The 21,570-nt window shown below is 58.9% G+C and carries 24 protein-coding genes; 18 read left to right on the top strand and 6 right to left on the bottom strand.

All coding sequences use genetic code 11. The features are described 5' to 3' along the window. The first annotated feature begins 33 nt into the window (after positions 1-33). The 14 genes from AC3CHX_RS01415 to hutC all read left to right on the top strand — a co-directional run bounded on the left by AC3CHX_RS01415 (position 34) and on the right by hutC (position 13,396). Positions 34-798 (top strand): SDR family oxidoreductase, encoded by a 765-nt coding sequence (locus AC3CHX_RS01415; protein WP_488642334.1) that lies wholly within the window; start codon positions 34-36, stop codon positions 796-798. 38 nt (positions 799-836) lie between these two features. Beyond that, positions 837-1,370: a cupin domain-containing protein gene (locus AC3CHX_RS01410; RefSeq protein ID WP_488642333.1), complete on the top strand. Its 534-nt coding sequence runs from the start codon at positions 837-839 to the stop codon at positions 1,368-1,370. A gap of 1 nt (position 1,371) precedes the next feature. Continuing rightward, positions 1,372-2,259, top strand: coding sequence for an alpha/beta fold hydrolase (locus AC3CHX_RS01405; protein ID WP_488642332.1), 888 nt, complete (start codon positions 1,372-1,374; stop codon positions 2,257-2,259). Then, positions 2,252-3,109 carry an IclR family transcriptional regulator gene (locus tag AC3CHX_RS01400; protein ID WP_488642331.1) on the top strand — a complete coding sequence of 286 codons (858 nt, stop codon included), beginning with the start codon at positions 2,252-2,254 and terminating at the stop codon, positions 3,107-3,109. The genes AC3CHX_RS01405 and AC3CHX_RS01400 overlap by 8 nt, the downstream gene beginning before the upstream one ends. A gap of 5 nt (positions 3,110-3,114) precedes the next feature. Beyond that, positions 3,115-3,918, top strand: coding sequence for an SDR family oxidoreductase (locus AC3CHX_RS01395; RefSeq protein ID WP_488642330.1), 804 nt, complete (start codon positions 3,115-3,117; stop codon positions 3,916-3,918). Beyond that, the gene (locus tag AC3CHX_RS01390) at positions 3,911-5,593 is read left to right on the top strand and encodes a thiamine pyrophosphate-binding protein (protein ID WP_488642329.1); all 1,683 of its coding nucleotides are present in this window, start codon (positions 3,911-3,913) and stop codon (positions 5,591-5,593) included. Before AC3CHX_RS01395 ends, AC3CHX_RS01390 begins: the two co-directional genes overlap by 8 nt. 10 nt (positions 5,594-5,603) lie before the next feature. Beyond that, positions 5,604-6,410 (top strand): aspartate dehydrogenase, encoded by an 807-nt coding sequence (locus AC3CHX_RS01385; RefSeq protein WP_488642328.1) that lies wholly within the window; start codon positions 5,604-5,606, stop codon positions 6,408-6,410. A gap of 18 nt (positions 6,411-6,428) precedes the next feature. Continuing rightward, positions 6,429-7,904, top strand: a complete 1,476-nt coding sequence (locus tag AC3CHX_RS01380) for an aldehyde dehydrogenase (RefSeq protein WP_488642327.1) — start codon at positions 6,429-6,431, stop codon at positions 7,902-7,904. A gap of 22 nt (positions 7,905-7,926) precedes the next feature. Then, positions 7,927-8,904, top strand: coding sequence for a VOC family protein (locus AC3CHX_RS01375; RefSeq protein ID WP_488642326.1), 978 nt, complete (start codon positions 7,927-7,929; stop codon positions 8,902-8,904). Between the two features lie 9 nt (positions 8,905-8,913). Continuing rightward, positions 8,914-9,135 (top strand): recombinase-like helix-turn-helix domain-containing protein, encoded by a 222-nt coding sequence (locus AC3CHX_RS01370; RefSeq protein WP_488642325.1) that lies wholly within the window; start codon positions 8,914-8,916, stop codon positions 9,133-9,135. 42 nt (positions 9,136-9,177) lie between these two features. Then, positions 9,178-10,212: a Rieske 2Fe-2S domain-containing protein gene (locus AC3CHX_RS01365; RefSeq protein WP_488642324.1), complete on the top strand. Its 1,035-nt coding sequence runs from the start codon at positions 9,178-9,180 to the stop codon at positions 10,210-10,212. 27 nt (positions 10,213-10,239) lie between these two features. Beyond that, positions 10,240-11,199 carry a PDR/VanB family oxidoreductase gene (locus AC3CHX_RS01360; protein ID WP_488642323.1) on the top strand — a complete coding sequence of 320 codons (960 nt, stop codon included), beginning with the start codon at positions 10,240-10,242 and terminating at the stop codon, positions 11,197-11,199. Between the two features lie 209 nt (positions 11,200-11,408). After that, positions 11,409-12,473: a porin gene (locus AC3CHX_RS01355; protein WP_488642322.1), complete on the top strand. Its 1,065-nt coding sequence runs from the start codon at positions 11,409-11,411 to the stop codon at positions 12,471-12,473. Positions 12,474-12,679: 206 nt separating this feature from the next. Continuing rightward, positions 12,680-13,396, top strand: a complete 717-nt coding sequence (hutC, locus tag AC3CHX_RS01350; protein ID WP_488642321.1) for a histidine utilization transcriptional repressor HutC — start codon at positions 12,680-12,682, stop codon at positions 13,394-13,396. Here hutC and tcdA read toward each other — a convergent pair. Beyond that, positions 13,393-14,244 (bottom strand): tRNA cyclic N6-threonylcarbamoyladenosine(37) synthase TcdA, encoded by an 852-nt coding sequence (gene tcdA, locus AC3CHX_RS01345; protein ID WP_488642320.1) that lies wholly within the window; start codon positions 14,242-14,244, stop codon positions 13,393-13,395. The two genes, hutC and tcdA, sit on opposite strands and share 4 nt — an antisense overlap. Here tcdA and AC3CHX_RS01340 point away from each other — a divergent pair. The 4 genes from AC3CHX_RS01340 to AC3CHX_RS01325 all read left to right on the top strand — a co-directional run bounded on the left by AC3CHX_RS01340 (position 14,243) and on the right by AC3CHX_RS01325 (position 17,015). Next, the gene (locus AC3CHX_RS01340; protein ID WP_488642319.1) at positions 14,243-14,428 is read left to right on the top strand and encodes a hypothetical protein; all 186 of its coding nucleotides are present in this window, start codon (positions 14,243-14,245) and stop codon (positions 14,426-14,428) included. The genes tcdA and AC3CHX_RS01340 overlap by 2 nt on opposite strands. 94 nt (positions 14,429-14,522) lie before the next feature. Then, a complete protein-coding gene (locus AC3CHX_RS01335; RefSeq protein ID WP_488642318.1) occupies positions 14,523-15,059 on the top strand; it encodes a hemerythrin domain-containing protein in 537 nt (178 codons plus the stop codon). A 17-nt stretch (positions 15,060-15,076) separates the two neighbouring features. Next, entirely contained in the window at positions 15,077-15,712 is a 636-nt protein-coding gene (gene pdxH, locus AC3CHX_RS01330; RefSeq protein ID WP_488644692.1) for a pyridoxamine 5'-phosphate oxidase, read from the top strand. A 91-nt stretch (positions 15,713-15,803) separates the two neighbouring features. Beyond that, entirely contained in the window at positions 15,804-17,015 is a 1,212-nt protein-coding gene (locus AC3CHX_RS01325; RefSeq protein ID WP_488644691.1) for a class I SAM-dependent methyltransferase, read from the top strand. Positions 17,016-17,098: 83 nt separating this feature from the next. Here AC3CHX_RS01325 and msrA read toward each other — a convergent pair whose 3' ends face one another. The 5 genes from msrA to purE all read right to left on the bottom strand — a co-directional run bounded on the left by msrA (position 17,099) and on the right by purE (position 21,570). After that, positions 17,099-17,629 (bottom strand): peptide-methionine (S)-S-oxide reductase MsrA, encoded by a 531-nt coding sequence (msrA, locus tag AC3CHX_RS01320; protein ID WP_488642317.1) that lies wholly within the window; start codon positions 17,627-17,629, stop codon positions 17,099-17,101. 161 nt (positions 17,630-17,790) lie between these two features. Then, positions 17,791-18,516 (bottom strand): OmpW/AlkL family protein, encoded by a 726-nt coding sequence (locus AC3CHX_RS01315; RefSeq protein WP_488642316.1) that lies wholly within the window; start codon positions 18,514-18,516, stop codon positions 17,791-17,793. Between the two features lie 284 nt (positions 18,517-18,800). Beyond that, entirely contained in the window at positions 18,801-19,850 is a 1,050-nt protein-coding gene (locus AC3CHX_RS01310; RefSeq protein WP_488642315.1) for an L-threonylcarbamoyladenylate synthase, read from the bottom strand. Further along, a complete protein-coding gene (locus AC3CHX_RS01305; RefSeq protein ID WP_488642314.1) occupies positions 19,847-21,067 on the bottom strand; it encodes a 5-(carboxyamino)imidazole ribonucleotide synthase in 1,221 nt (406 codons plus the stop codon). The genes AC3CHX_RS01310 and AC3CHX_RS01305 overlap by 4 nt, the downstream gene beginning before the upstream one ends. Further along, positions 21,064-21,570 (bottom strand): 5-(carboxyamino)imidazole ribonucleotide mutase, encoded by a 507-nt coding sequence (gene purE, locus AC3CHX_RS01300; RefSeq protein WP_488642313.1) that lies wholly within the window; start codon positions 21,568-21,570, stop codon positions 21,064-21,066. Before purE ends, AC3CHX_RS01305 begins: the two co-directional genes overlap by 4 nt.

Raw genomic sequence — 21,570 nt, 5'->3', positions numbered from 1 at the left:
AACGCCGAAACAGTTTGATTACACGAGAAAAACATGAAGCAGAACATGCAACTACTGGCAGGACGACGGATTTTAATTACCGGTGCAGCGCGCGGCCTGGGCCTGGCGTTTGTTGCCGCTGCCGCAGAAGCCGGCGCCAGCGTGGCGCTGGCCGACATCCTGCCGGACAGCCTGCAGCAGGCGGTCGCCGACCTGCAACAACGCGGCCTGAAGGTGGCGGGCTTCGCGCTCGATCTGGCCGATCCGCAGTCGATCGAGCAGTGTGCGGAGCAGGCCATCAGCTGGCTCGGCGGACTCGACGGACTGGTCAACAACGCTGCCGTGACCAACTCCGGCGGACGCACTTCCGAACAACTGGAAATTGCCATGTGGGACCAGGTCATGACGGTCAACGTGCGCGGCACGTGGCTGATGACCAACGCCTGTCTGCCCGCATTGCGTGCCTCCGGCCGCGGCAGCATCGTCAATCTTTCATCCGACACGCCGCTCTGGGGTGCGCCGAATCTGCTGGCGTATGTCGCCAGCAAAAGCGCCATCATCGGCATGACCCGCTCGCTCGCGCGCGAACTGGGCAATGACAACATTACGGTGAATGCCGTCGCACCCGGCCTGACCGTGGGGGAAGCCACAGAATATGTGCCGGAAGAACGGCATCGCACCTACCACGATCAGCGCGCGATTCAGCGCGAGCAACTGCCGGAAGATGTGTGCGGCGCCGTGGTGTTTGCCTTATCCGATCTGTCCCGCTTTTTCACGGGGCAGATTCTCGCCGTCAACGGCGGCTTCGTGATGCACTAATGCCATCCAATCCATCAACCTAACGTCAGGAGCTAGTGATGACCGTTTTATCTGAACAAACCAAGCACAGCTGGGACCAGCCGGAAGGTGCCAGTTTCAGCGACTGGATGAATACCCGCGTGGCGCGTTTTTCGACGCGCCAGTACGACTGGAATGCGCTGAAATTTCAAGCCGATTACGATCCGAAATACCGCCGTGCGCAAATGCGCTATATCGGTACCGGCGGCACCGGCGTGGCATCGGACAGCAGCACCATTCCGTCTGAGAATTTCACCTTTTCGACCATGATCATCCCGGCCGGGCACGAGGGTCCGCCGCATGTGCACGTCGACGTCGAAGAAGTGTTCTTCGTGCTGCGGGGAAAGCTCAAACTCGTCCTTGAGAAAGATGGCCAACGCTACGAAACGATCCTGACGGATCGCGACGTGGTTTCCATTCCGCCCGGCGTGTATCGCGAGGAAATCAATATCGGCGAAGAAGATGCCTTGATGTGCGTGATGCTCGGTGCGAGCAAACCGATCAAGCCGACCTATCCACCCGAGCATCCGCTCGCCGCGATCAAGCGTGACTGAGATGACGACCAGCTACGTACCTGCTGTCTGCTCCGAAGGTCTGCGGGATGCGCTATCCCTGCTGGAAGGGCGTTTCCCGGAACGCACTGTGGCGGTGGGCGACGGCATCATTTCTTACCGCAGCTGCGGCCGCGGTCCGGCCGTGGTATTGCTGCACGGCATCGGCTCGGGCGCCGCATCGTGGCTGCACTGTGCGCTGCGTCTCGAAATGGATGCGCAGGTAATAGCGTGGAATGCGCCGGGATACGGGCGTTCGAGTCCGCTACCAAGTGCGACACCCAGTGCGGCCGACTATGCGTTGCGGCTCGACCGGTTTCTGCGCGCACTCGGCGTTACCCGCTGTGTCCTGGTAGGGCATTCTCTGGGCGCAATCATGGCTTCTGCGTATGTCTCAACCGGAACCGATCTGGTGTCGCACCTGTGTCTGTTGAGCCCGGCACAGGGCTATGGCAGTCTGCAAAGACAGGCGCTCGGGCAACAGGTTGAGCAGGAACGTCTGACAACCCTAAACACGCTGGGCGTGCAGGGCATGGCAGAACGTTCCGGCGGCCGGATGTTATCGGCGCAGGCAAATGATGACGCGCGCGCCTGGGTGCGCTGGAATACGCTGACGCTCAATCCGGCCGGCTATGCACAGGCGGTACGGATGTTGTGTAGCGATGACATTCATCGCTATCCGCCCAGGGATATTCCGGCCAGCGTGTACTGCGGCAGTGCGGATACCATCACGCCGCCCGAGGACTGTCGCACATTCGCGGGGCATGTAAACTCTCCCTTCAAGCTGATCGACAACGCTGGCCATGCCTGCTACATCGAGCAGCCTGACATCGTGGCCAACGCTATTCGCGAGGCCTGTTTGCCCACCCTTTCAAAGCATAGCCATGAATAATCCATCCAATAAGCCATCCCTCCCAGAAGAAATGCAAGAACAAGAGAAGTATCTCGTGCCGGGACTCGAACGCGGCTTGCGCCTGCTGTGTGAATTCAATCGTCACGACAAGAGTCTGTCGGCACCCGAGCTGGCGAAACGGCTCGATGTACCACGCTCCACGGTGTTCCGTTTGCTGGCAACCCTTGAACGCATGGGTTTTGTCGAAAGGAACGATGGCGGCAGGGATTTCCGCCTCGGGATGTCGGTGTTGCGCCTCGGCTTCGAATATCTGGCTTCGCTGGAACTGACCGAACTCGGCCGCCCCCTGCTGGACCGCCTGCGCGACGACATCAGCTATCCCTGCAATCTGGTGGTGCGCGATGGCCGCTATATTGTGTATGTCGCCAAATCCGCCACATCGACCGCCTTCGGCGGCTCGGTCAACGTCGGCACGCGGCTGCCGGCGCACGCCACCGTGCTTGGTCGCGTGCTGTTGCAAAACCTGTCGCTCGCCGAACTGCGCAAGCTGTATCCGGAAGAACATCTTGAGATCTATTCCGCCAGCACACCGAAGACCGTCGTCGAACTGTTCGACATGGTGCAGAAAGATCGGGACCGTGGCTACGTCTTGCAAGAAGGTTTCTTCGAAGCCCATATTTCGACCATCGCGGCACCGGTCCGCGATCACACGGGTGCGATTGTGGCGGCACTGGGCGCCACCATCCCATCGCCGCATATCGAACTCAAACCCACCCAGCTGGACGAAGTCGTGCGCCGCGTCAGCGCATCGGCCGATGAATTATCGCGCTTGCTGGATTATGCACCTGAAAAATCCGGCGCCAGCGTCGTCAACCTTTGGAGGGAGTAAGCAACATGTCTTTGCCCATGATTAACCTGGAAGGAAAAGTTGCCGTGGTGACCGGCGGCTCTTCCGGCATAGGACTGGCAACCGTCGAACTGCTGCTGGAGGCCGGTGCGGCAGTTGCCTTCTGCGGTCGCGATGCGGCCCGCCTGATGCAGGTGCAGGCCACCTTGCGCGCACGGTTTCCAGAGTGCCGCCTGTTCGTATCTGCATGCGACGTGCTCGATCCGGAACAAGTGCGTGCCTTTGCCGCCGCGGTGGAGCAGCAGCTCGGCACGGTTTCCATGCTGGTCAACAACGCCGGGCAAGGCCGGGTCTCGACCTTTGCCGACACCGACGACGCCGCCTGGCTGGAAGAACTGCAACTCAAGTTTTTTTCCGTGATCCATCCGACCCGCGCTTTCCTGCCGCAGCTGGAGCGCATGCCGGACGCGGCGATCGTCTGCGTCAATTCGCTGCTCGCAGTGCAGCCCGAGCCGCACATGCTGGCGACCTCCGCCGCACGTGCCGGCGTGCATAACCTGGTGCGCTCGCTGGCCACCGAATTCAGTGCCAGGCGGATTCGCGTCAACGGCATCCTGCTGGGCCTGGTCGACTCAGGCCAGTGGCGGCGTCGTTATGAGGCGCGTGAAGAGCGCGCGCTGTCGTGGGATGAATGGTCCCGGGCCCTGGCCCACACCAAGCAAATTCAAATCGGCCGCCTTGGCCATCCGCACGAAGCTGCGCGCGCAATCGTCTTTCTTGCCACGCCGCTGTCGTCGTACACCACAGGCAGTCATATCGATGTATCAGGAGGAGTTTCCCGTCATGCCTAAGCAAAATAAAGTTACCGTCGGCTGCGCCATCGCCGCCTTTCTCGAAGAATGCAATGTAAAAGCAGCCTTCGGCGTCATTTCGATTCACAACATGCCGATCCTGGATGCCCTCGGCGAACGCGGCAAGATCCGCTTCGTCCCTGCGCGCGGCGAGGCCGGCGGCACCAACATGGCCGATGCCTATGCCCGCACCAGCGGCAGCCTCGGGGTCTGCCTGACCAGCACCGGCACCGCTGCCGGGAATGCCTCCGGTGCGATGGTGGAAGCGCTGACTGCCGGCACCCCGCTGCTGCATCTGACCGGCCAGATCGAAACCCCGTATCTGGACCAGAGCCTGTCCTACATTCATGAAGCGCCGGATCAGTTGTCCATGCTCAAGGCCGTATCCAAAGCTGCGTTCCGCATCCGCAATGTCGATACCGCCATCAGCACCATCAAGCTCGCAGTGCAAACCGCCTTGACGCCGCCGATGGGCCCCGTCAGCGTCGAGATTCCGATTGACATTCAGGCTGCGCTGATCAGCATGCCGTCCGATCTGCGACCGCTGCCAATTCCGCTGAACACGCCATCGGCACAGGCACTCGACGATTTGGCCGAACAACTGGCCAAAGCCAAGCGTCCATTGCTGTGGCTGGGAGGCGGCACACGGCACGCCAGTGCACAAGTCAAGCGCCTGATGGACTTGGGCTTCGGTGTCGTCACGACTACCCAGGGCCGCGGTGTCGTGGCAGAAGATGACCCACGTTCGCTCGGCGCTTTCAACTTGCATAAGCCGGTGGAAACGTTTTACCAGAGCTGCGACGCGATGGTCGTGGTCGGCTCGCGCCTGCGCGGTAACGAAACGCTGAAATATGAATTGAAATTGCCGCGCCCCTTGCACCGCGTCGATGCCGATCCTGCAGCCGAAGGCCGCTGCTACCAGAGCGATTCGTTCGTCTGCGGCGATGCTGCGTTGGTACTGGACGGACTGGCAGATCGTCTGGAAGGCCGCATGCAGGTGGATCCGGCCTTTATCGACGATCTGCAACAAGCGCGCGATGCCGCCGCCGCCGGTCTGGTCGACGGCCTGGGGCCATACAGCGCCTTGGTGCGGCAATTGCAAGAGGTCGCCGGCCGCAACTTCAACTGGGTGCGCGACGTTACCGTTTCAAACAGCACCTGGGGCAACCGCTACCTGCGGATTTTCGATCCGTTGGCAGGTGTGCACGCGCTCGGCGGCGGCATCGGGCAAGGCTTGCCGATGGCAATCGGCGCTGCGGTGGGCGCGGCTGAAACAGGGTCGGGCAAGAAAACCTTTTGCCTCGCCGGAGATGGCGGCTTCATCCTGAACCTCGGTGAGCTCGCCACCGCCGTGCAAGAACGTGCCGACATGGTCGTGATTCTGATGAACGACAAAGGGTATGGCGTGATCAAGAATATCCAGGATGCGCAGTATGGCGGCCGCCGCCATTATGTCGACCTGCATACGCCTGACTATGCCGTTCTGTCGCAAGCACTGAACTTACGTCATGCGCGCATCAGCAAGCTGGCCGATCTCACCGCCGGCTTGCGTGCAGCGATGGCGGAGCCCGGTCCTTTCTTGCTGGAAATCGACATGCTGTCGATTGGCAGCTTCAAAACCGCATTTGCCGGACCACCGGTCAATGAAGAGAAGTCCGTTGCCGCCGTGGCCTGAGGAGATTGACATGTTGCATGTTTCGATGATCGGCTGCGGCGCCATAGGCGCGGGAGTGATGGAGTTGCTGAAGAGCGATCCGGACGTCATATTCGACGTCGTGATCGTCCCCGAGGCGGGGCTGGCCGCGGCGCGTCCGGTGGTGTTTTCACACGCGCCCAATGCGCGCGTGGCGGTGCGGCTGGAAGACCACGAAACGCGCCCCGATCTGCTGATCGAATGTGCCGGTCATCATGCGATTGAAGAGCATATCCTGCCGGCATTGGAGCGTGGCATTCCCTGCATGGTGGTGTCAATCGGTGCGCTGTCGCAGCCGGGCCTGGTTGAGCGCCTGGAGGCAGCGGCGCGGCGCGGAAAAACCCAGGTGCAACTGCTGTCCGGCGCCATCGGCGCCATCGATGCGCTGTCGGCGGCCAAGGTCGGCGGTCTCGATTCTGTCGTGTATACGGGCCGCAAACCTCCTTCGGCCTGGAAGGATACGCCGGCAGAAGCGCTGTTCGCACTGGATACGCTGGAGAGCGCGACCGTGATTTTTGAAGGGACGGCACGCGAAGCCGCCCGGCTGTATCCGAAAAACGCGAACGTCGCTGCCACCTTGTCGCTGGCAGGTCTGGGCCTGGATCATACCCAGGTACGGCTGCTGGCCGATCCGTCGGTCACGGAGAACGTACACCATGTCGAAGCGCGTGGTGCTTTCGGCGGTTTCGAGTTGACGATGCGCGGCAAGCCGCTTGCCGCCAACCCTAAAACTTCCGCGCTGACCGTGTTTAGCGTGGTCAGCGCAATCGGCAATCGCGCCCATGCGCTCTCTATCTGAGTGAAATTGACGTCTACCATGAACCCAAACAACAACCTCCCGATTTGCGTAGCCGGTCACTGGCGTCAGGGCCAGGGCGAGCTGTATGCCAGCCTGTATCCGGCCACCGGCGAAGCTATTGCCCATTTGCACGCCGCCAGTCTGGCGGATGTGGAAGAGGCGATTCAGGGCGCCGATGCCGCGTTCCGCAACAGCGGCTGGGCACAGCGCAAGCCACACGAGCGTGCGGCAGTGCTGTACCGCGTGGCGCAACTCATCCGCGAACGCGCCGAACCGCTGGCACAGCGCCAGCGTCTGGATAACGGCAAGCCGATCACCGAAACCCGCGGCCTGGTCGCCAGCGCTGCAGCAACCTTCCAGTTTTTCGCGGCTGCCTGTGAAACGCTGGAAGAAACCATCACACCGATGCGCGGCGATTGCCTGACCATGAGTGTCTACGAGCCAATGGGCGTGGTGGCTGCGATCACACCGTGGAACTCGCCGATTGCCAGCGAAGCGCAAAAGCTCGCTCCGGCATTAGCCGCAGGCAATGCGGTCGTGGTCAAGCCGGCCGAGGTCACACCTTTGATGGCGCTCGAACTGGCCAGGATTTGCGAAGAAGCGGGCGTACCGAAAGGGCTGATCAGCGTGTTGCCCGGCAAGGGCTCGGTGATCGGCGATGCCATCACCAAGCATCCGCTGGTGCGCCGCGTATCGTTCACCGGCGGCACCGCCACCGGCAAGCACATTGCGCACATCGCCGCCGACAAGATGATGCCGGTATCGCTGGAGCTGGGCGGCAAATCGCCCACCATCGTATTTGCCGATGCCGATCTGGATCACGCCGTGGCCGGCGTGCTGTACGGCATCTTCAGTTCATCGGGCGAGTCCTGCATCGCCGGCTCGCGCCTGTTTGTGGCGCATAACATTTACGACACCTTCATGGAGCGCCTGGCAGCCGGTGCCGCAGCGCTGCGGGTGGGCGACCCGGCCGACGAGCGGACCCAGCTCGGCCCGATGATCACGCAGCGCCACCGCGAGTCGATTGAATCCTACGTCGCCATCGGCATTCAGGATGGCGGCCGCTTGCGCACCGGCGGCATGCGGCCCGCAGGTGCTGCATTTGAGCGCGGCTATTTTTACACGCCGACCATCATTGAAGACGTACGCAATGACCAGCGCATCTGCCAGGAAGAGATTTTCGGCCCGGTACTGGTCGCGATGCAGTTCGAGGATGAAGACGACCTGATCCGGCAAGCCAACGATAGCGTGTATGCGCTCGCCGCCGGGATCTGGACGCGCGACTATAAAAAAGCCTGGCGTTTCGGCCGCGCCGTACAAGCCGGCAATGTATGGATCAACACCTACAAGCAATTCTCGATCGCCGCGCCCTTCGGCGGCTGGCGCGACAGCGGCCTGGGACGCGAAAAAGGCCGGCTCGGGATTTTGCAGTACATGGAACAAAAGAGCATGTATTGGGGCTTGAACGAACAACCGCTGCCCTGGGCAGGCTGAAATAACATTAGGAGACAAGGCAATGGATGTATTGGGGATTGATGAAATCACTTACGGCGCGGAAGACTTGCCGTTATGCAAGCGCTTCTTCCTGGACTGGGGCATGGCGCTGGTCGAAGAAAGCGACGCCGTGCTGGTGTTCGAAACGCAAAACGGCTGCCGCGTGCTGGTCAAGCCCAGCGACGCCGCAGACTTGCCGCCCGCGATTGAAGCCGGCCCGACGCTGCGCGAAGTTGTGTGGGGCGTCTCCGCTGCGGAGGTACTGGAGCGCTTTGCCGCACGCATCGCCGCCGAGCCGGGATTTTTACGCAACACCGTTTGGAATAACGCGCGCGTCGGCTGTACCGATCCGAATGGTTTGGCGGTGCGCTTCCAGGTCAGCGTCAAGCGCGAGATCGAAGTCGAATGCGCCGAGATGAATACCTGGTGTCACAGGCCGCGCATCAATCAGCGCAGCCCCGCGTATGAACACGCGACCCCGATCGAGGTCGGCCATGTGGTGTTCTTTGTCAAAGACGTGCAAGCCTGCGAACAGTTTTACTGCAGCCATTTCGGCTTCGTTCCGTCCGATCATTATCCCGGCCGTGGCGCTTTCCTGCGCTGTGCCGCAGTGGGCGGACACCACGACCTGTTCCTGCTGCAAACCCCGGAACCGAAAGCCGGCCTGAACCATGTGGCATTCACGGTGCGCGACATTCACGAAGTCTTTGGCGGCGGCCTGCACATGGCGCGCAAAGATTGGGAAACGCAACTTGGCCCGGGACGCCATCCGATTTCGTCCGCCTATTTCTGGTACTTCCAGAATCCGGCAGGCGGTCTGATCGAGTATTACGCCGATGAAGACCAACTGGATGGCGACTGGGTGGCACGCGATTTCGAACCCGGCCCGACGATGTTTGCCGAGTGGGCGATCAGCGGCGGCCTGGATGGCTATACCCGCCGTCAACGCAATGCTGAAGCGCCCGGCGCCAAGTTCCTGACTGACAAACCCAAACACTAATGGAGGCCAATGATGGCAGAGCTTTATCTTAATCCGCATCAGGCACGGCGTCGCCTGCCTACCCAATACGAAGACCTGCTCGGCGATTCCATCGAGCGCGCTTACGCGGCCGGCATCCAGGACTTGCCGGGTCTGGTGACTTACCTGAACCGCTCCGGTCCGAATTGCCCGCTTGGCGGCGTGTGGACGGAACAGACGTTTCAGGAAGAAATCGCGCGTCTTGCCGACTAAGGCCGGCGCAAGCAGTCAGCTTATTTTGAAAAGGATATTTTCATGAGAACCTCACCCAATGATCCAGTCGACGCGATACTCGCCGACGGTTTGAAAGACCTGTGGTACCCGATTTGCCCATCCGACTTCGTGGCCGAACGTCCGGTATCGTTGCGGCGGCTGGGACGTAAGCTCGTGCTCTGGCGCGAAACCTCCGGCGTGCTGCATGCGCTGGATGACCACTGCCCGCATCGCGGCGCACCGCTGTCGCTGGGGATCGCACTGGGCGATCGCATTGCCTGCGGTTATCACGGGGTGCAGGTGCGTGCCGATGGCGTCGTCACCAGCGTGCCGGGCAGTCCCGGTTGCAAGCTGGAAGGCAGCAAGGCGACGCGCTCGTTTCACGTGTGCGAAGCGGCCGGCGCGATCTTTCTCTACAACAGCAGCGTGGACGTGGCTGAAGCGCCGCCGCTGCGTTTGCCGGAAGAGCTGACCAGCGATGAATATTCCAGCTTCCTTTGCTACACCGAATGGAAGGGCGACTACCGCTACGTGATCGACAATGTGATGGACCCGATGCACGGCACCTTCCTGCACAAACAGTCGCATTCGATGGCCGAGGGCGAGGCTACCGCCGCTTTCCGGATTCGCGAAACCGATATCGGCTTTGTCTTTGAAAAGGAAGGACAGCGCGGCGTCAACTTTGACTGGACCGAGTGGGCCGATACCGGCCTGCACTGGATGCGGCTTGAAATTCCGTATCCGAAAACCGGCGGTCCCGGCGGCGGCTTCACCATCATCGGCAGCTACACGCCGATCGTTGAAAACGTCTCCGCGGCGTTCTTCTGGCGTTGCCGCAAGTTGCCCGCCGGCTGGCAGCGCGATACCTGGCGTTTCCTGTACCGCAACCGTCTCGAAGCGCGTCACTGGACCGTGCTCGAGCAAGATCGGGCGATACTCGAAGTGATGGAACCGGATGCCAATCAAAACGAACACCTGTATCAACACGACATGGGCATCGTGCGCTTGCGCCGCCATTTACGGAATCTGGCCAAGGCGCAGTTGGCCGCCGGCGAGCAGCCAGCCCGGCAAGCCTGATCCTGACAATCACAAGAGTTCACAATCATGACTAGCAACCACTCTCTCCTATCCGTGCGCGTGCAAGCCATGCGTTTTGAGGCGCAAGGCATCGTCAGTCTCGAACTGATGTCGCCAGCGGGCGGCGATCTGCCTGCCTTCGATGCCGGGGCGCACATAGATCTGCATCTCGTCAACGGCGTGGTGCGCAGTTATTCATTGTTGAACTCGCCCGGCGAACGGCAACGCTATGTGGTCGGGGTATTGAATGACCGCCACAGTCGCGGCGGTTCGCGCTATGTCCACGAGCAACTACGGGTTGGCGCCACGCTGCAGATTTCGCAGCCGCGCAACAATTTCCCGCTGGAACTGACGGCATCGCATACGGTGCTGATTGCCGGCGGCATCGGTGTCACGCCGATCTCGTGCATGTTCAATCATTTGAACAGCCTGGGTAAATCGGTGGAATTGCTGTATTGCGCCCGCTCGCGTGCCGAAGCCGCTTTCACCGATGCGCTGCTGGCCAATGGCGCGCCGGTGCAAACCCATTTCGACGATGAACAAGGCGCGCCGCCGGATCTGCGCAGCTATCTGGCGAGCAAGCCGCGCGACGCGCATTTTTACTGCTGCGGACCGACACCGATGCTGAACGCATTTGAAAAGATATGCGAAGAACTCGGCTTGCCCAATGTCCATATCGAACGCTTTGCCGCTACCGAACATGTCGAGGCGGTGCAGGGCAGCGACTACGTGGCGGAACTCGCCCGTAGCAAGAAGGCGATCACTGTTCCCGCCGGTAAATCGTTGCTGGACGCCCTGTTGGAAGCGGGCATCGAGATGGAGTACAGCTGCAAGGAAGGCATTTGCGGCGCTTGCGAAACCAGGGTGCTGGAAGGAAGTCCGGAACATCGGGACAGCGTCCTCAGCAAGAGTGAGCGTGACGCCAATAAGTCAATGATGGTCTGTGTCTCCGGCTGCAAGGGGCAACGGATATTGCTTGATTTGTGACACCTCCCAACGCAAAAAAAATGCCTGCATCTGCCTCGGCATTTTTTTTGTACCAAGCATTTTTTTGGAAACGTCGTTCCATATATGGAATAGACGTATTGAAATTACCGGCAGCGGATGCCGCCAACAGTTTCACCGCCCGCGCGCGCTGGGCACGCGGGTGCAATGAATACGGCTTGTGCCGTGCATATTAAAAAATGGAGACGTTAATGAAAAAGGTTCTTATTGCCATGGCGGCGACCGGCCTGACCGCCGGCGCATTCGCACAAAGCAATGTAACGATTTACGGCAGCCTGGATGCGGGTGTGGCGTATGTCAACAATATCGGCGGCAGCTCTGTGATGCGTCTTGACCAGGGCACCATGCAGCCGGACCGCATCGGGTTTCGTGGCAATGAAGACCTCGGCGGCGGCATGCAAGCCACGTTCCAGCTGGAAAGCGGTTTTTACACCGATACCGGTGCGCAGGTAGTAGCGGGAAAACTCTTCAATCGCATGAGTACGGTGGGTTTGTCCGGTGACTTTGGTGCTGTCGTCGTAGGGCACATGCCTGATATCGTGTTCGATTATGCCGGCAGACTCAGCAACGGTTATCAACTGACCAACTGGTATCTGTTCCATCCCGGCAATCTGGACAACCTGGCCAATACTTTTCAGTTCGATAATGCCGTGCGCTACACCACGCCAAACTTTGCCGGTTTGCAACTGAGCGGTATGTATGGTTTCGGCGAAGTGGCAGGCAACTCCTCGAAAGGTCGCAACATCAGCGCCGGCGCTACTTATACCAATGGTCCGTTGAAAGCCGTGCTGGCCTATTCCAAATTGAATGACCGCCCTGCGGGCTACGCCGGCACTTTCCTGGGCAGCCTCGGCCTGGGTACCGCAGCCAGCACCTTTAACAGCTTGACCACTGCTGCTGCAGGGGTCGGCTACACGATCGGCGATGTGCGACTGAACGGTTTGTACACGCAGACCAAGCTTGACCTGGCCGGGAACAAGCCCAAGCAACAGAACATGGATCTTGGCGCTGCCTGGCGTTATAGCGCAGCGAATACGCTCAATGTCGGGTATACCCATTCCAAACTGGAGGGTGCGCGCTGGAACCAGGTGAGCTTGAGCAATGTGTATTCTCTGTCCAAGCGCACCGAACTTTACGCACAAGCCGCGTATCAACGCGCCGGCGGCGATGCCAAACTGGCGATCATGAATGGCACCGGCGTTTCCGGCAGTTCAAGCCAGCTCGTGACTACCGTGGGCGTGCATCACTCGTTCTAAGATTTGACTGGCGTACCGCCTTGCAGCGGTACGCCAGCCTCTAGGCATGTTTTTTTAAAATACCGGTACAGAAACCGATTCTTCTTCTTGCGACGCCAAGCTGTCTATACAATACTGTCGATACCTCCCGCCTCTGCCTGTAGTCAGACAGAACCCGGCGGCGGTTCAGAATACAATGTCGGCGTGAGCAATATCGGGAGAATGGCTTGGAAGAGCAAGAAAAACAAAGCAATATACCTATTTTTCAGACAATCAAAAATTATCTGCTGGGCGAGATTCAGGCCGGTCATTGGCGCGAAGGCGACGCCATTCCATCGGAGCAGGCGCTGGCAAAACAGTTCAACGTATCGCGCATGACGGTCAACCGCGCGGTACGGGAATTAACCAGTGAGCAAATCCTCAGCCGTATACAAGGCTCGGGCACCTACGTCGCGCAACAGAAATATCAGTCCACGTTGGTCGAAATCAAAAGTATTGCCGAAGAAGTGCGCGCCCGCGGTCACGTCCATCGCAGCGAGTTGCATCAATTGGAACGGCACAAGGCATCCGACCTGCTGGCCAAACAGTTCGCGCTGGAGCCAGGGCATGCCCTGTTTCATTCGGTGATCGTCCATTTCGAAAACGATATCCCGATCCAGGTCGAAGATCGCTGGGTCAATCCGGATGTCGTGCCGGACTATATCCGGCAGGATTTTTCCAGCACCACGCCTAACGAATACCTGATGGCAGCGGCACCGCTACAGGGAATGAATTATCGGATTGAAGCGCAAAACGCACCGCGCGAGATCGCCGAAATGCTGCAGATCACGCAAAAAGAGCCCTGCCTGATACTCAAGAGAAAAACCCTGTCGATGGCACAAGTCGCATCCATCGCGACGATGTGGCATCCGGGAAGCCGCTACCAGTTCGCCGGCGGATTTTAGGTTTTTTGTTCGACATCCGCGGCCAGCTTGCGCAATACGTGCGCGGCAGCCACCAGGCCGAAACTCGCCGTGACCACTACCGCAGAGCCGTAACCGGCGCAATTCAGGCCGGTGACGCCAGGGATTTCCTGACTGTCCACCGCACATGCCTCTGCGCTGATCGGCATGCGTAATGGTTCGGTCGAAAATACTGCATCGATGCCGAACTTGCTTTTCTCGCCGCGCGGAAAACGGTGCTGCGAACGCAGCAGTTTGCGCACCTTGGCCAGCAGAGGTTCCTGCTCGGTCCGCGCCAGATCGCGAATCTCGATACGAGTCGGATCGACCTGCCCGCCAGCACCGCCGACGGTGATCAAACGTATGCCGTGTTCGCGGCAATACACGATCAACGCGGTCTTGGCGCGCACGTTGTCGATGGCGTCGATCACATAATCGTAGCGGCTGCCGCCCAGCATTTCTTCCAGATTGTCCGCGCTGATGAAATCTTCGACTTCGGTGACCTGGCAGTAGGGATTAATCTGTTTGATGCGCTCAGCCAGGGCGGTGACTTTGGCCTGCCCCAGCGTATCGGTCAGCGCGTGGACCTGCCGGTTGACGTTGGACTCGGCCAGGTTATCGAGATCGATCATGGTCAAATGACCGACGGCGCTGCGGGCCAGCGCCTCGATCGCCCACGAGCCGACACCGCCGACACCGATCACGCAGACGTGCGCTAGCCGAAAACGTGTCAGCGCGGGTGCGCCATAGAGTCGTGCAATGCCGCCGAAGCGGCGCTCAAAATCGATGTCCTCCGCGCTGACGGCATCGGTAACAGGAAGGGCTTCGGCTGACGCAACGGATAAGGACATGGGTTCCAACAAAGTAAAAGACAAGAAATTGCTACTCGGCAACATACATGCGCGCGATGTTAGCGATCGCATCGGTCGCAAGAAGATAAAGCCGCTATTTTACCGGCACATGCCTGCCAGCGTATTTCAGTCGAACGAGTTTCCTGAATTACTAATGCTCTTGTGCACTGGCATCGACCTTTGATCCACATCATTTACGCCTTCCGCGTACAAGTGTTCTAATATGATTACTTCATCATTTGCACGACTTATTTGCAAAATTTTTAACCAGGATAATTATGGAAAATCCCCTCATCGATACAGCACCGGATTTCGGTCAGCCGATTGCCGTACTCAAGCATTGCCACGAACGGATACGCAAACAACTGGCGACGCTGGACCGGTTACAGGCCCACTTGCCGCAACACGGCGCAGACCAGGAGGCGCAACAAGCCGCAGCCGGCGTCTTGCGCTACTTCAGCAAAGCCGCAACACATCACCACGAAGATGAAGAGCAGGATTTATTTCCGATGCTGACCGCCACCGCCAAGGATGAAGATGCGGAAGTCTTGCGCAGATTAGGCCCGGAGATTGTCAGCGAACACCGCCAGATGGATCAGCTCTGGCAGGGATTGAGAGTGCAACTGGCGGAGCTTGAAGCCGGTCGCAGCGCCGTGCTGTCCAGCGCGGATGTCGGCCTTTTTTCCAGCCTGTACTCGGCGCATATGGAGAAGGAAGAAACCTGGATCGCCCCAATGGCGAAACGTATTTTCAGCGATGCGCAAATGGCCCGGTTGGGTGCAGCCATGCAGCGCCGTAGAGGAATTTCGGCATGAGCATGGAAACCGCCCCAATCTCGATCGCCGATCTGCGTACCGATTACAGCCAGGCCAGTCTGTCGGAAGCGGACACGCTGATCGATCCGCTGGCACAGTTCGGCAAATGGCTGGACGAGGCCATCAAGGCACAGGTCCCGGAACCGAATGCCATGAGTCTGGCGACCGTGAATGCCGACGGCCGGCCGTCATCGCGCATCGTCCTGATTAAAAATTTCGATGCGGAAGGCATCAGCTGGTTCACCAATTACGCTAGCCGCAAGGGTGACGAATTGGCGCATAACCCCTACGCCGCACTGCTGTTTCACTGGATCGAACTGGAGCGCCAGGTCCGTATCGAAGGCAAGGTCGAACGTGTCTCCGAGGCCGACAGCGACGCCTATTTTGCCAGCCGCCCATTGCGCAGCCGCCTGAGTGCGATTGCCTCGGCACAGAGTCAGCCGATTGCCAGCCGGGAGCTGCTCGAGACCCGCTACGCGCAAGCTGAACAACAGTTCGGCGACCGCCCGCCCCGTCCGGCACACTGGGGCGGCTACAAGCTTATTCCAGATACGGTAGAATTTTGGCAAGGTCGCCGTTCTCGATTACACGACCGCATTCTGTATCGCCGCGACAGCAACGGCACCTGGCAACGACAACGTTTGCAGCCGTAACAGGCAAGGAATGCCGGCGGATACCTGACTGAAGAGAGGCTTGCAAAAGCGTATTTCCTATCAATGCAGTTATTCGCGGGGGGAAGAAATGGTGTTCTGGGAAAAGAAGCTTGAAAACTGGGTCAATGAAGTCCGCAATCGCGCCGCGTTACCATTGCGGCTGGAGTTGTGGAACGGGCAGCGCTTTGATTTTAGTAGCGCCGCCTCACCAGAAGTCACCGTGCGCGTTCCGCACGCATCTTCCCTCACCTATTTGCTGACCCCCTCGCTGGCGAATCTCGGCGAGGCGTATGTTGAAGGGAAAATCGAGGTCGAGGGCAAGCTGAAGGAAATCATCACCGTTGCCAACGCCCTCGCCGCCAGCTACCTGAAGCCGCAAGGAAAATTCGGCCGAATTGTGCGCGCCACCCGCCACAACAAGGAAAAAGACGCCGCTGCGATTCGCTATCACTACGACGTTTCCAACGATTTTTACCAATTGTGGCTGGACCGGAACATGGTCTATTCGTGTGCTTATTTCGAGAACGGCGATGAAGATCTGGCGACTGCCCAGCTCAAGAAAATCGACCACATCCTGACAAAAATTCAACTGCAACCGGGCCAGACATTATTGGATATCGGTTGCGGCTGGGGTGCGCTGGTATTGCGCGCAGCACAGAAATTCGGCGCTAAATGCGTCGGCGTGACACTCTCCGAAAATCAGTACCTGCTCGCCAAGGAACGCGTGGCGCAGGCTGGCCTGACGGACCAGGTCGAAATACGCTTGCAAGACTATCGCGACGTCAGCGGAAAATTTGATCGCATCACCAGCGTCGGCATGTTCGAGCACGTCGGCCTGAAGCATCTGCCGATGTATTTTGCGCACATCCGGCAACTGTTGACCGACGAAGGCGTGGCGATGAACCATGGCATCACCACGACCGACGTCGACAATGGCGAATCACCCTACGGCGGCGGTGAGTTTATTGATAAATATGTGTTCCCGCATGGCGAATTGCCGCACATCGGGCTGGTCCTGAAAACCATGCAGGAAGGTGGACTGGAAGTCATGGATGTCGAAAATCTGCGCCGCCATTACGCCAGAACTTGCAGCATCTGGGCCGATAATCTTGAAACCCATTCGGAGGAAGTCCGGCAAGCATCGGACGACCGCCGCTTCCGCATCTGGCGTCTGTATCTGGCCGGTAGCGCTTACGGATTCGAGATGGACTGGATGTCGCTGTATCAGGTGATTTGCCGCAAGGCTGGGCGGAGTGCAGCGACACTGCCCTGGTCGCGCCGGTATATCTATGACCAGGCTTAATTTTGCAGTGCGGCAATAACGCAGAGGTCGCGCGTCACGCCCGGCCTTTTTTATTGCACCTCGGCATGACCCAACCTGCGCGATCAGTCCTTCACCTTAGCGGCGAACGTGCTGCGCAGTTTGGCAACTTTCGGCGCGACGACAAAAGCGCAATAGCCTTGCAGCGGGTGTTGTTTGAAGTAATTCTGGTGATAAGCCTCGGCCTTGTAATACGTTTCCGCCGGCGTCAGTTCGGTCACAATCGGCGCATCCCAGACACATGCCATTTCCGCCATCACATGCCGGGCGGTTTCTTTCTGTTCGGGCGACTGAAAGTAGATAGCTGAACGATATTGGGTACCGACATCATTGCCCTGCCGGTTCAGCGTGGTCGGATCATGGATCGTGAAAAAGATCTCCAGCAATTCTCGAAAGCTGATTTTCTCGTTATCAAAAGTTACCGACACTACTTCGGCGTGACCGGTGCTGCCTTCACATACCTGCTCATAAGTCGGATTGACGATATGGCCGCCGGTATAGCCCGACTCGACATGCTGTACACCCTTGATTTCCTGATAGACAGCTTCCAGGCACCAGAAGCAACCGCCGCCGAGCACCGCAGTTTCGTTTGCCATATTCATTCCTCCGCTAGGTTTATCATTAACCATGACTTTAACGCACTACGTCTGCGTCTGCCGACTTTCCAGGGATTTCACTGACAGGCGTAAAAAAACCTCGATGGTATCGAGGCTTTTTCATGTCCCGCCTTTTTGGGGCCGGATTTTAAAACACTACATCAGAACTTGTAGCCAACCGACAGGAAGCTGACGATAGGGTCCAATGTCAGCTTGCTAGTGGTATGTACGTCGCCGACCGGTGTGTGTGTAGTCAAGTCAGCTTTGGTCTTCAACGAAATATAGGAGACCGACAGGGCGACAGACCAGTTTTTGTCGAAGTTGTAGGCCATACCGCCGGTGACGACTGGCGCAAGCGAGCTACTCAGATCGGCACTGGTCGTGAACGCGCCGGTTTGGCCCCGACTAACAATGCCACTCAACTTTTGTTGAAAGGCGCTATCCAATTTGACATCCGAGTACCAGACATAAGTCGCACCGGCGCCAACGAATGGACGGAACTGACTGTTTTTGTCGCCGAAGTAGTATTTGACGAGAACCGCCGGGCTCCATTGTTTAGCCGAACCGATATGCGTCCCTTGCAAAACACCTTCGCCATCCAGTTTGAATTTTGGGGGAATGCCGGCATCAGCAGACAGTACCCAATTGTCGGTAAAGAAATGGCTGATTTGCAAACCCACAGTGTCCGCATTGCTAACGTTCGCGCCGGTGTTCGGGATAGTTTGACCGGAAATTTTTATGTTTTCGCTGGAATCCTGCGGCGCCAGATGGAACCAGCCAATGCCGACTACGTTATCGCCAGCTTGTTGTGCCATGGCAGGTGCAGCGGCCGCGGCCAGCAAGGTCAAAGCAGCGATTTTTGGCAGTACGGCAAAATGTTTTTTCATATGTCTTCTCCAAGTATGGATGTGATTCAGGTTTGAGTATTGCATTCGATATCGTTGCCTGCACCTGCAGTTGTTACCATTTTTTGGCGCCTGATTTCGCTTGGTCATCACTGACTGGCAGCGCTCGATTATTATTTATTTTTCAATGTAAATGTAGAACGTACCGGTGCTACCGGCTGACATTGCCTCCCATTAAAAAGAACGCGCGTGCTATTCTTTTTTGACACTATGCCAGTTTTGAACTCGTTTGACTATAAATTGTGGTTTTTTTACCTCAGAGTTTTTCAAGGATGCAAGAATCTGGCAAACATGTCGGTCGAATCGTGTGCGGCGCGGCACAGGCGATCATTGATTCCTTGCCATGCGATATCCTGCGGCGGCGTCTCGACCACGATCAGATCGGCTGCGGCCTGATCCATGTCGCGCAGCGCGGCGTAGAGGTCATGCGCGTAGCCGTGCGGGGCATCCGGCATCGGATAGTATGCGACCAGCGGCACGGCCTTCTGCGCGGCCGTTGTGTAGGCAATCAGCGCCAGCCGTTGCCCTTCCAGATGCAGTTGCGACAAAGTTGTCAGCAAGCGCTCAGGCGCTACCTGCAATACCGGCGTGCGTGGCGCATAATGCGATTCCAGCGTGCCTGGGGCGCGCGGCGCCGCCGCATCGGGTGCCTGCACCGCGACACCCAGTACTGCCGCGATTTCCGCTGCACTGATGTCGCCTGGACGCAATAGCACCGGGCCGCGCGTCGCCACCCGCGACAGGTCGATGATGGTGGACTCAATCCCGACTTCGCTCTGACCGCCGTCCAGCACATAGCCGACAGGACTGTCCGGACCATCGCCAAACTCATCCCGCACATGTTGCGCGGTGGTCGGGCTGACATGGCCAAACCTGTTGGCCGATGGACCCGCGACACCGCCCTTCCCCCCTTTGAATTCACGTAATAACGCTTGCGCTACCGGGTGCGATGGACAACGGATGCCGATTGTGGTCTGGCCGCCGGAAACGGCACTTGAGATGTGTGCGGCACGCTGCAAAATCAGCGTCAGCGGTCCCGGCCAAAACGCCGCAATCAATTGCTGGGCTTGGGGCGGAATCGCCTGTGCCCAATAACCGATGTCGGCCTCGGGCGCGATGTGGACGATGACCGGATGATTGGACGGACGACCTTTGGCGGCGTAAATACTCGCCACCGCAGCCGGATTCTCAGCGTCGGCACCCAGGCCATACACCGTTTCGCTTGGAAATGCGACCAGCTCACCCGCTTCCAGCCTGCGTGCGGCAAGCTGGATCGCGTGCAGATCGAGCGCGGGGGAGTTCAGCGGCACGTTCATTCCAAAACAATACCGAGAATCGCGCAGGCCGCAGCCAGTTGCTCCTGTGCTTGCGCCAGGGTTGGCGCGATGAAGGTGATGTGTCCCATCTTGCGGGCGCGACGTGCCTCCGCCTTGCCATACAAATGCAGAACAGCACCGGGTAACGCCATGATGCGGTCCCAGGCCGGTTCGCGCACTTGATCGCTGTCATCGGGAAACCAGACATCGCCCAGAATATTCAGCATGACCGCCGGCGAATGCTGCCGTACGTCACCCAGCGGCATACGCGCCATCGCCCGCGCCTGCTGCGCGAACTGGCTGGTAACGCAAGCGTCAATGGTGTAATGGCCGCTATTGTGCGGACGCGGCGCCATTTCATTGATCACCAGCGAACCGTCCTGCAACACAAAAAATTCAATGCACAGCACGCCGACGTAGCCGAGCCGGTCAACGATCACCAGCGCCGCCTCTTGCGCGCGCTTGGCCGAATCGGCACAAACATTCGGTCCCGGCACAGTGGTGGTGAACAGGATGCCGTCACGATGGACGTTCTCGGCGATCGGATAGACCACCGCTGCGCCATCGACACCGCGCGCGACCAGTACCGACACTTCGTACGCCAGCGGCAGCATTTTTTCCAGGACACAGTCCACGCCGTTCATGTCGGCATAGGCACTGCGCAATTCATCCAGGGTACGGACCCGAGCCTGACCCTTGCCGTCGTAGCCGAGTCGTACGGTTTTCAGGATGCCCGGCAGCAGATCGGCGGGAACGCTGTCGATGTCGGCAACCGACGCAATCACTTTATGCGGTGCCGGCAGCACTTTGGATTGCGTGCTGCATTGCGTGAAGAATTCTTTTTCTGCAACACGATCTTGCGCTATCGAGACACAAGCCGCTTTCGGTGCGATGAAAGTACCTTCGGCCAGAAACGCCAGACTGTGGTGCGAGACATTTTCAAACTCGGTGGTGACGGCAACGCATAACGCCGCCAGTTCCGCCAACGCGACTTCGTCATCGTAATCCGCCAGGACATGCCGATCGGCGACATGCGCCGCGGGGCAATCCTGCGCCGGCTCCAGTACCGCAACCTTGTAGCCCAGCTCCTGTGCGGCATGCGCGAACATGCGGCCCAGCTGTCCGCCGCCCATCACGCCCAGCCAGGTGGTAGGCGTGGTGGTCGGTATCAAGGAAGCTAACGAGGTTTGCTTCAATTCGTGTTGCTGACTGCTCATACGGGAGGTAATTTCATATCAAGTGCCATCTGGGTCTGCCGGGCGCGGAACGCCAGCAGCTTCTCGGCCAGACCATCATCGGTGCAGGCCAGCATCGCTATCGCCGACAAAGCCGCATTTGCCGCACCGGCTTCGCCAATCGCATAGGTGGCGACGGGAATGCCTTTCGGCATCTGGACGATAGACAGCAACGAATCCTCACCGCGCAAATACTTGGACGGCACCGGCACGCCCAACACCGGCACGATGGTTTTCGCAGCGAGCATGCCCGGCAGATGGGCCGCGCCACCGGCACCGGCAATGATCGCCCGCAAGCCACGCGCGCGTGCTGTCTCGGCGTAGTCGAACATCTGATCCGGCATGCGATGCGCAGAAATCACCTGCGCTTCATGCGCGACACCGAATTCGGTGAGTATGGCGACCGCATGTTGCATGACATCCCAGTCCGAGGACGAGCCCATGACGATACCGATCACAGGCTTATTTTGTGGGCTTGCGCTCAT

Source organism: Glaciimonas sp. OK215, assembly GCF_057787885.1.
This window is presented reverse-complemented; position numbering and strand designations above follow the sequence as displayed.

Excerpts from the sequence above, each read along its gene's own strand:
- AC3CHX_RS01365 (WP_488642324.1), top strand. The coding sequence starts at position 9,178 with ATGAGAACCTCACCCAATGATCCAGTCGACGCGATACTCGCCGACGGT.
- AC3CHX_RS01335 (WP_488642318.1), top strand. The coding sequence starts at position 14,523 with ATGGAAAATCCCCTCATCGATACAGCACCGGATTTCGGTCAGCCGATT.
- tcdA (WP_488642320.1), bottom strand. The coding sequence starts at position 14,244 with ATGTCCTTATCCGTTGCGTCAGCCGAAGCCCTTCCTGTTACCGATGCC.
- AC3CHX_RS01385 (WP_488642328.1), top strand. The coding sequence starts at position 5,604 with ATGTTGCATGTTTCGATGATCGGCTGCGGCGCCATAGGCGCGGGAGTG.
- AC3CHX_RS01370 (WP_488642325.1), top strand. The coding sequence starts at position 8,914 with ATGATGGCAGAGCTTTATCTTAATCCGCATCAGGCACGGCGTCGCCTG.
- AC3CHX_RS01410 (WP_488642333.1), top strand. The coding sequence starts at position 837 with ATGACCGTTTTATCTGAACAAACCAAGCACAGCTGGGACCAGCCGGAA.
- AC3CHX_RS01375 (WP_488642326.1), top strand. The coding sequence starts at position 7,927 with ATGGATGTATTGGGGATTGATGAAATCACTTACGGCGCGGAAGACTTG.
- purE (WP_488642313.1), bottom strand. The coding sequence starts at position 21,570 with ATGAGCGCAAGCCCACAAAATAAGCCTGTGATCGGTATCGTCATGGGC.
- AC3CHX_RS01390 (WP_488642329.1), top strand. The coding sequence starts at position 3,911 with ATGCCTAAGCAAAATAAAGTTACCGTCGGCTGCGCCATCGCCGCCTTT.
- AC3CHX_RS01400 (WP_488642331.1), top strand. The coding sequence starts at position 2,252 with ATGAATAATCCATCCAATAAGCCATCCCTCCCAGAAGAAATGCAAGAA.
- AC3CHX_RS01380 (WP_488642327.1), top strand. The coding sequence starts at position 6,429 with ATGAACCCAAACAACAACCTCCCGATTTGCGTAGCCGGTCACTGGCGT.
- AC3CHX_RS01395 (WP_488642330.1), top strand. The coding sequence starts at position 3,115 with ATGTCTTTGCCCATGATTAACCTGGAAGGAAAAGTTGCCGTGGTGACC.
- AC3CHX_RS01310 (WP_488642315.1), bottom strand. The coding sequence starts at position 19,850 with ATGAACGTGCCGCTGAACTCCCCCGCGCTCGATCTGCACGCGATCCAG.
- AC3CHX_RS01340 (WP_488642319.1), top strand. The coding sequence starts at position 14,243 with ATGGGTTCCAACAAAGTAAAAGACAAGAAATTGCTACTCGGCAACATA.
- AC3CHX_RS01355 (WP_488642322.1), top strand. The coding sequence starts at position 11,409 with ATGAAAAAGGTTCTTATTGCCATGGCGGCGACCGGCCTGACCGCCGGC.
- AC3CHX_RS01305 (WP_488642314.1), bottom strand. The coding sequence starts at position 21,067 with ATGAGCAGTCAGCAACACGAATTGAAGCAAACCTCGTTAGCTTCCTTG.
- AC3CHX_RS01405 (WP_488642332.1), top strand. The coding sequence starts at position 1,372 with ATGACGACCAGCTACGTACCTGCTGTCTGCTCCGAAGGTCTGCGGGAT.
- AC3CHX_RS01415 (WP_488642334.1), top strand. The coding sequence starts at position 34 with ATGAAGCAGAACATGCAACTACTGGCAGGACGACGGATTTTAATTACC.
- AC3CHX_RS01360 (WP_488642323.1), top strand. The coding sequence starts at position 10,240 with ATGACTAGCAACCACTCTCTCCTATCCGTGCGCGTGCAAGCCATGCGT.
- AC3CHX_RS01315 (WP_488642316.1), bottom strand. The coding sequence starts at position 18,516 with ATGAAAAAACATTTTGCCGTACTGCCAAAAATCGCTGCTTTGACCTTG.
- msrA (WP_488642317.1), bottom strand. The coding sequence starts at position 17,629 with ATGGCAAACGAAACTGCGGTGCTCGGCGGCGGTTGCTTCTGGTGCCTG.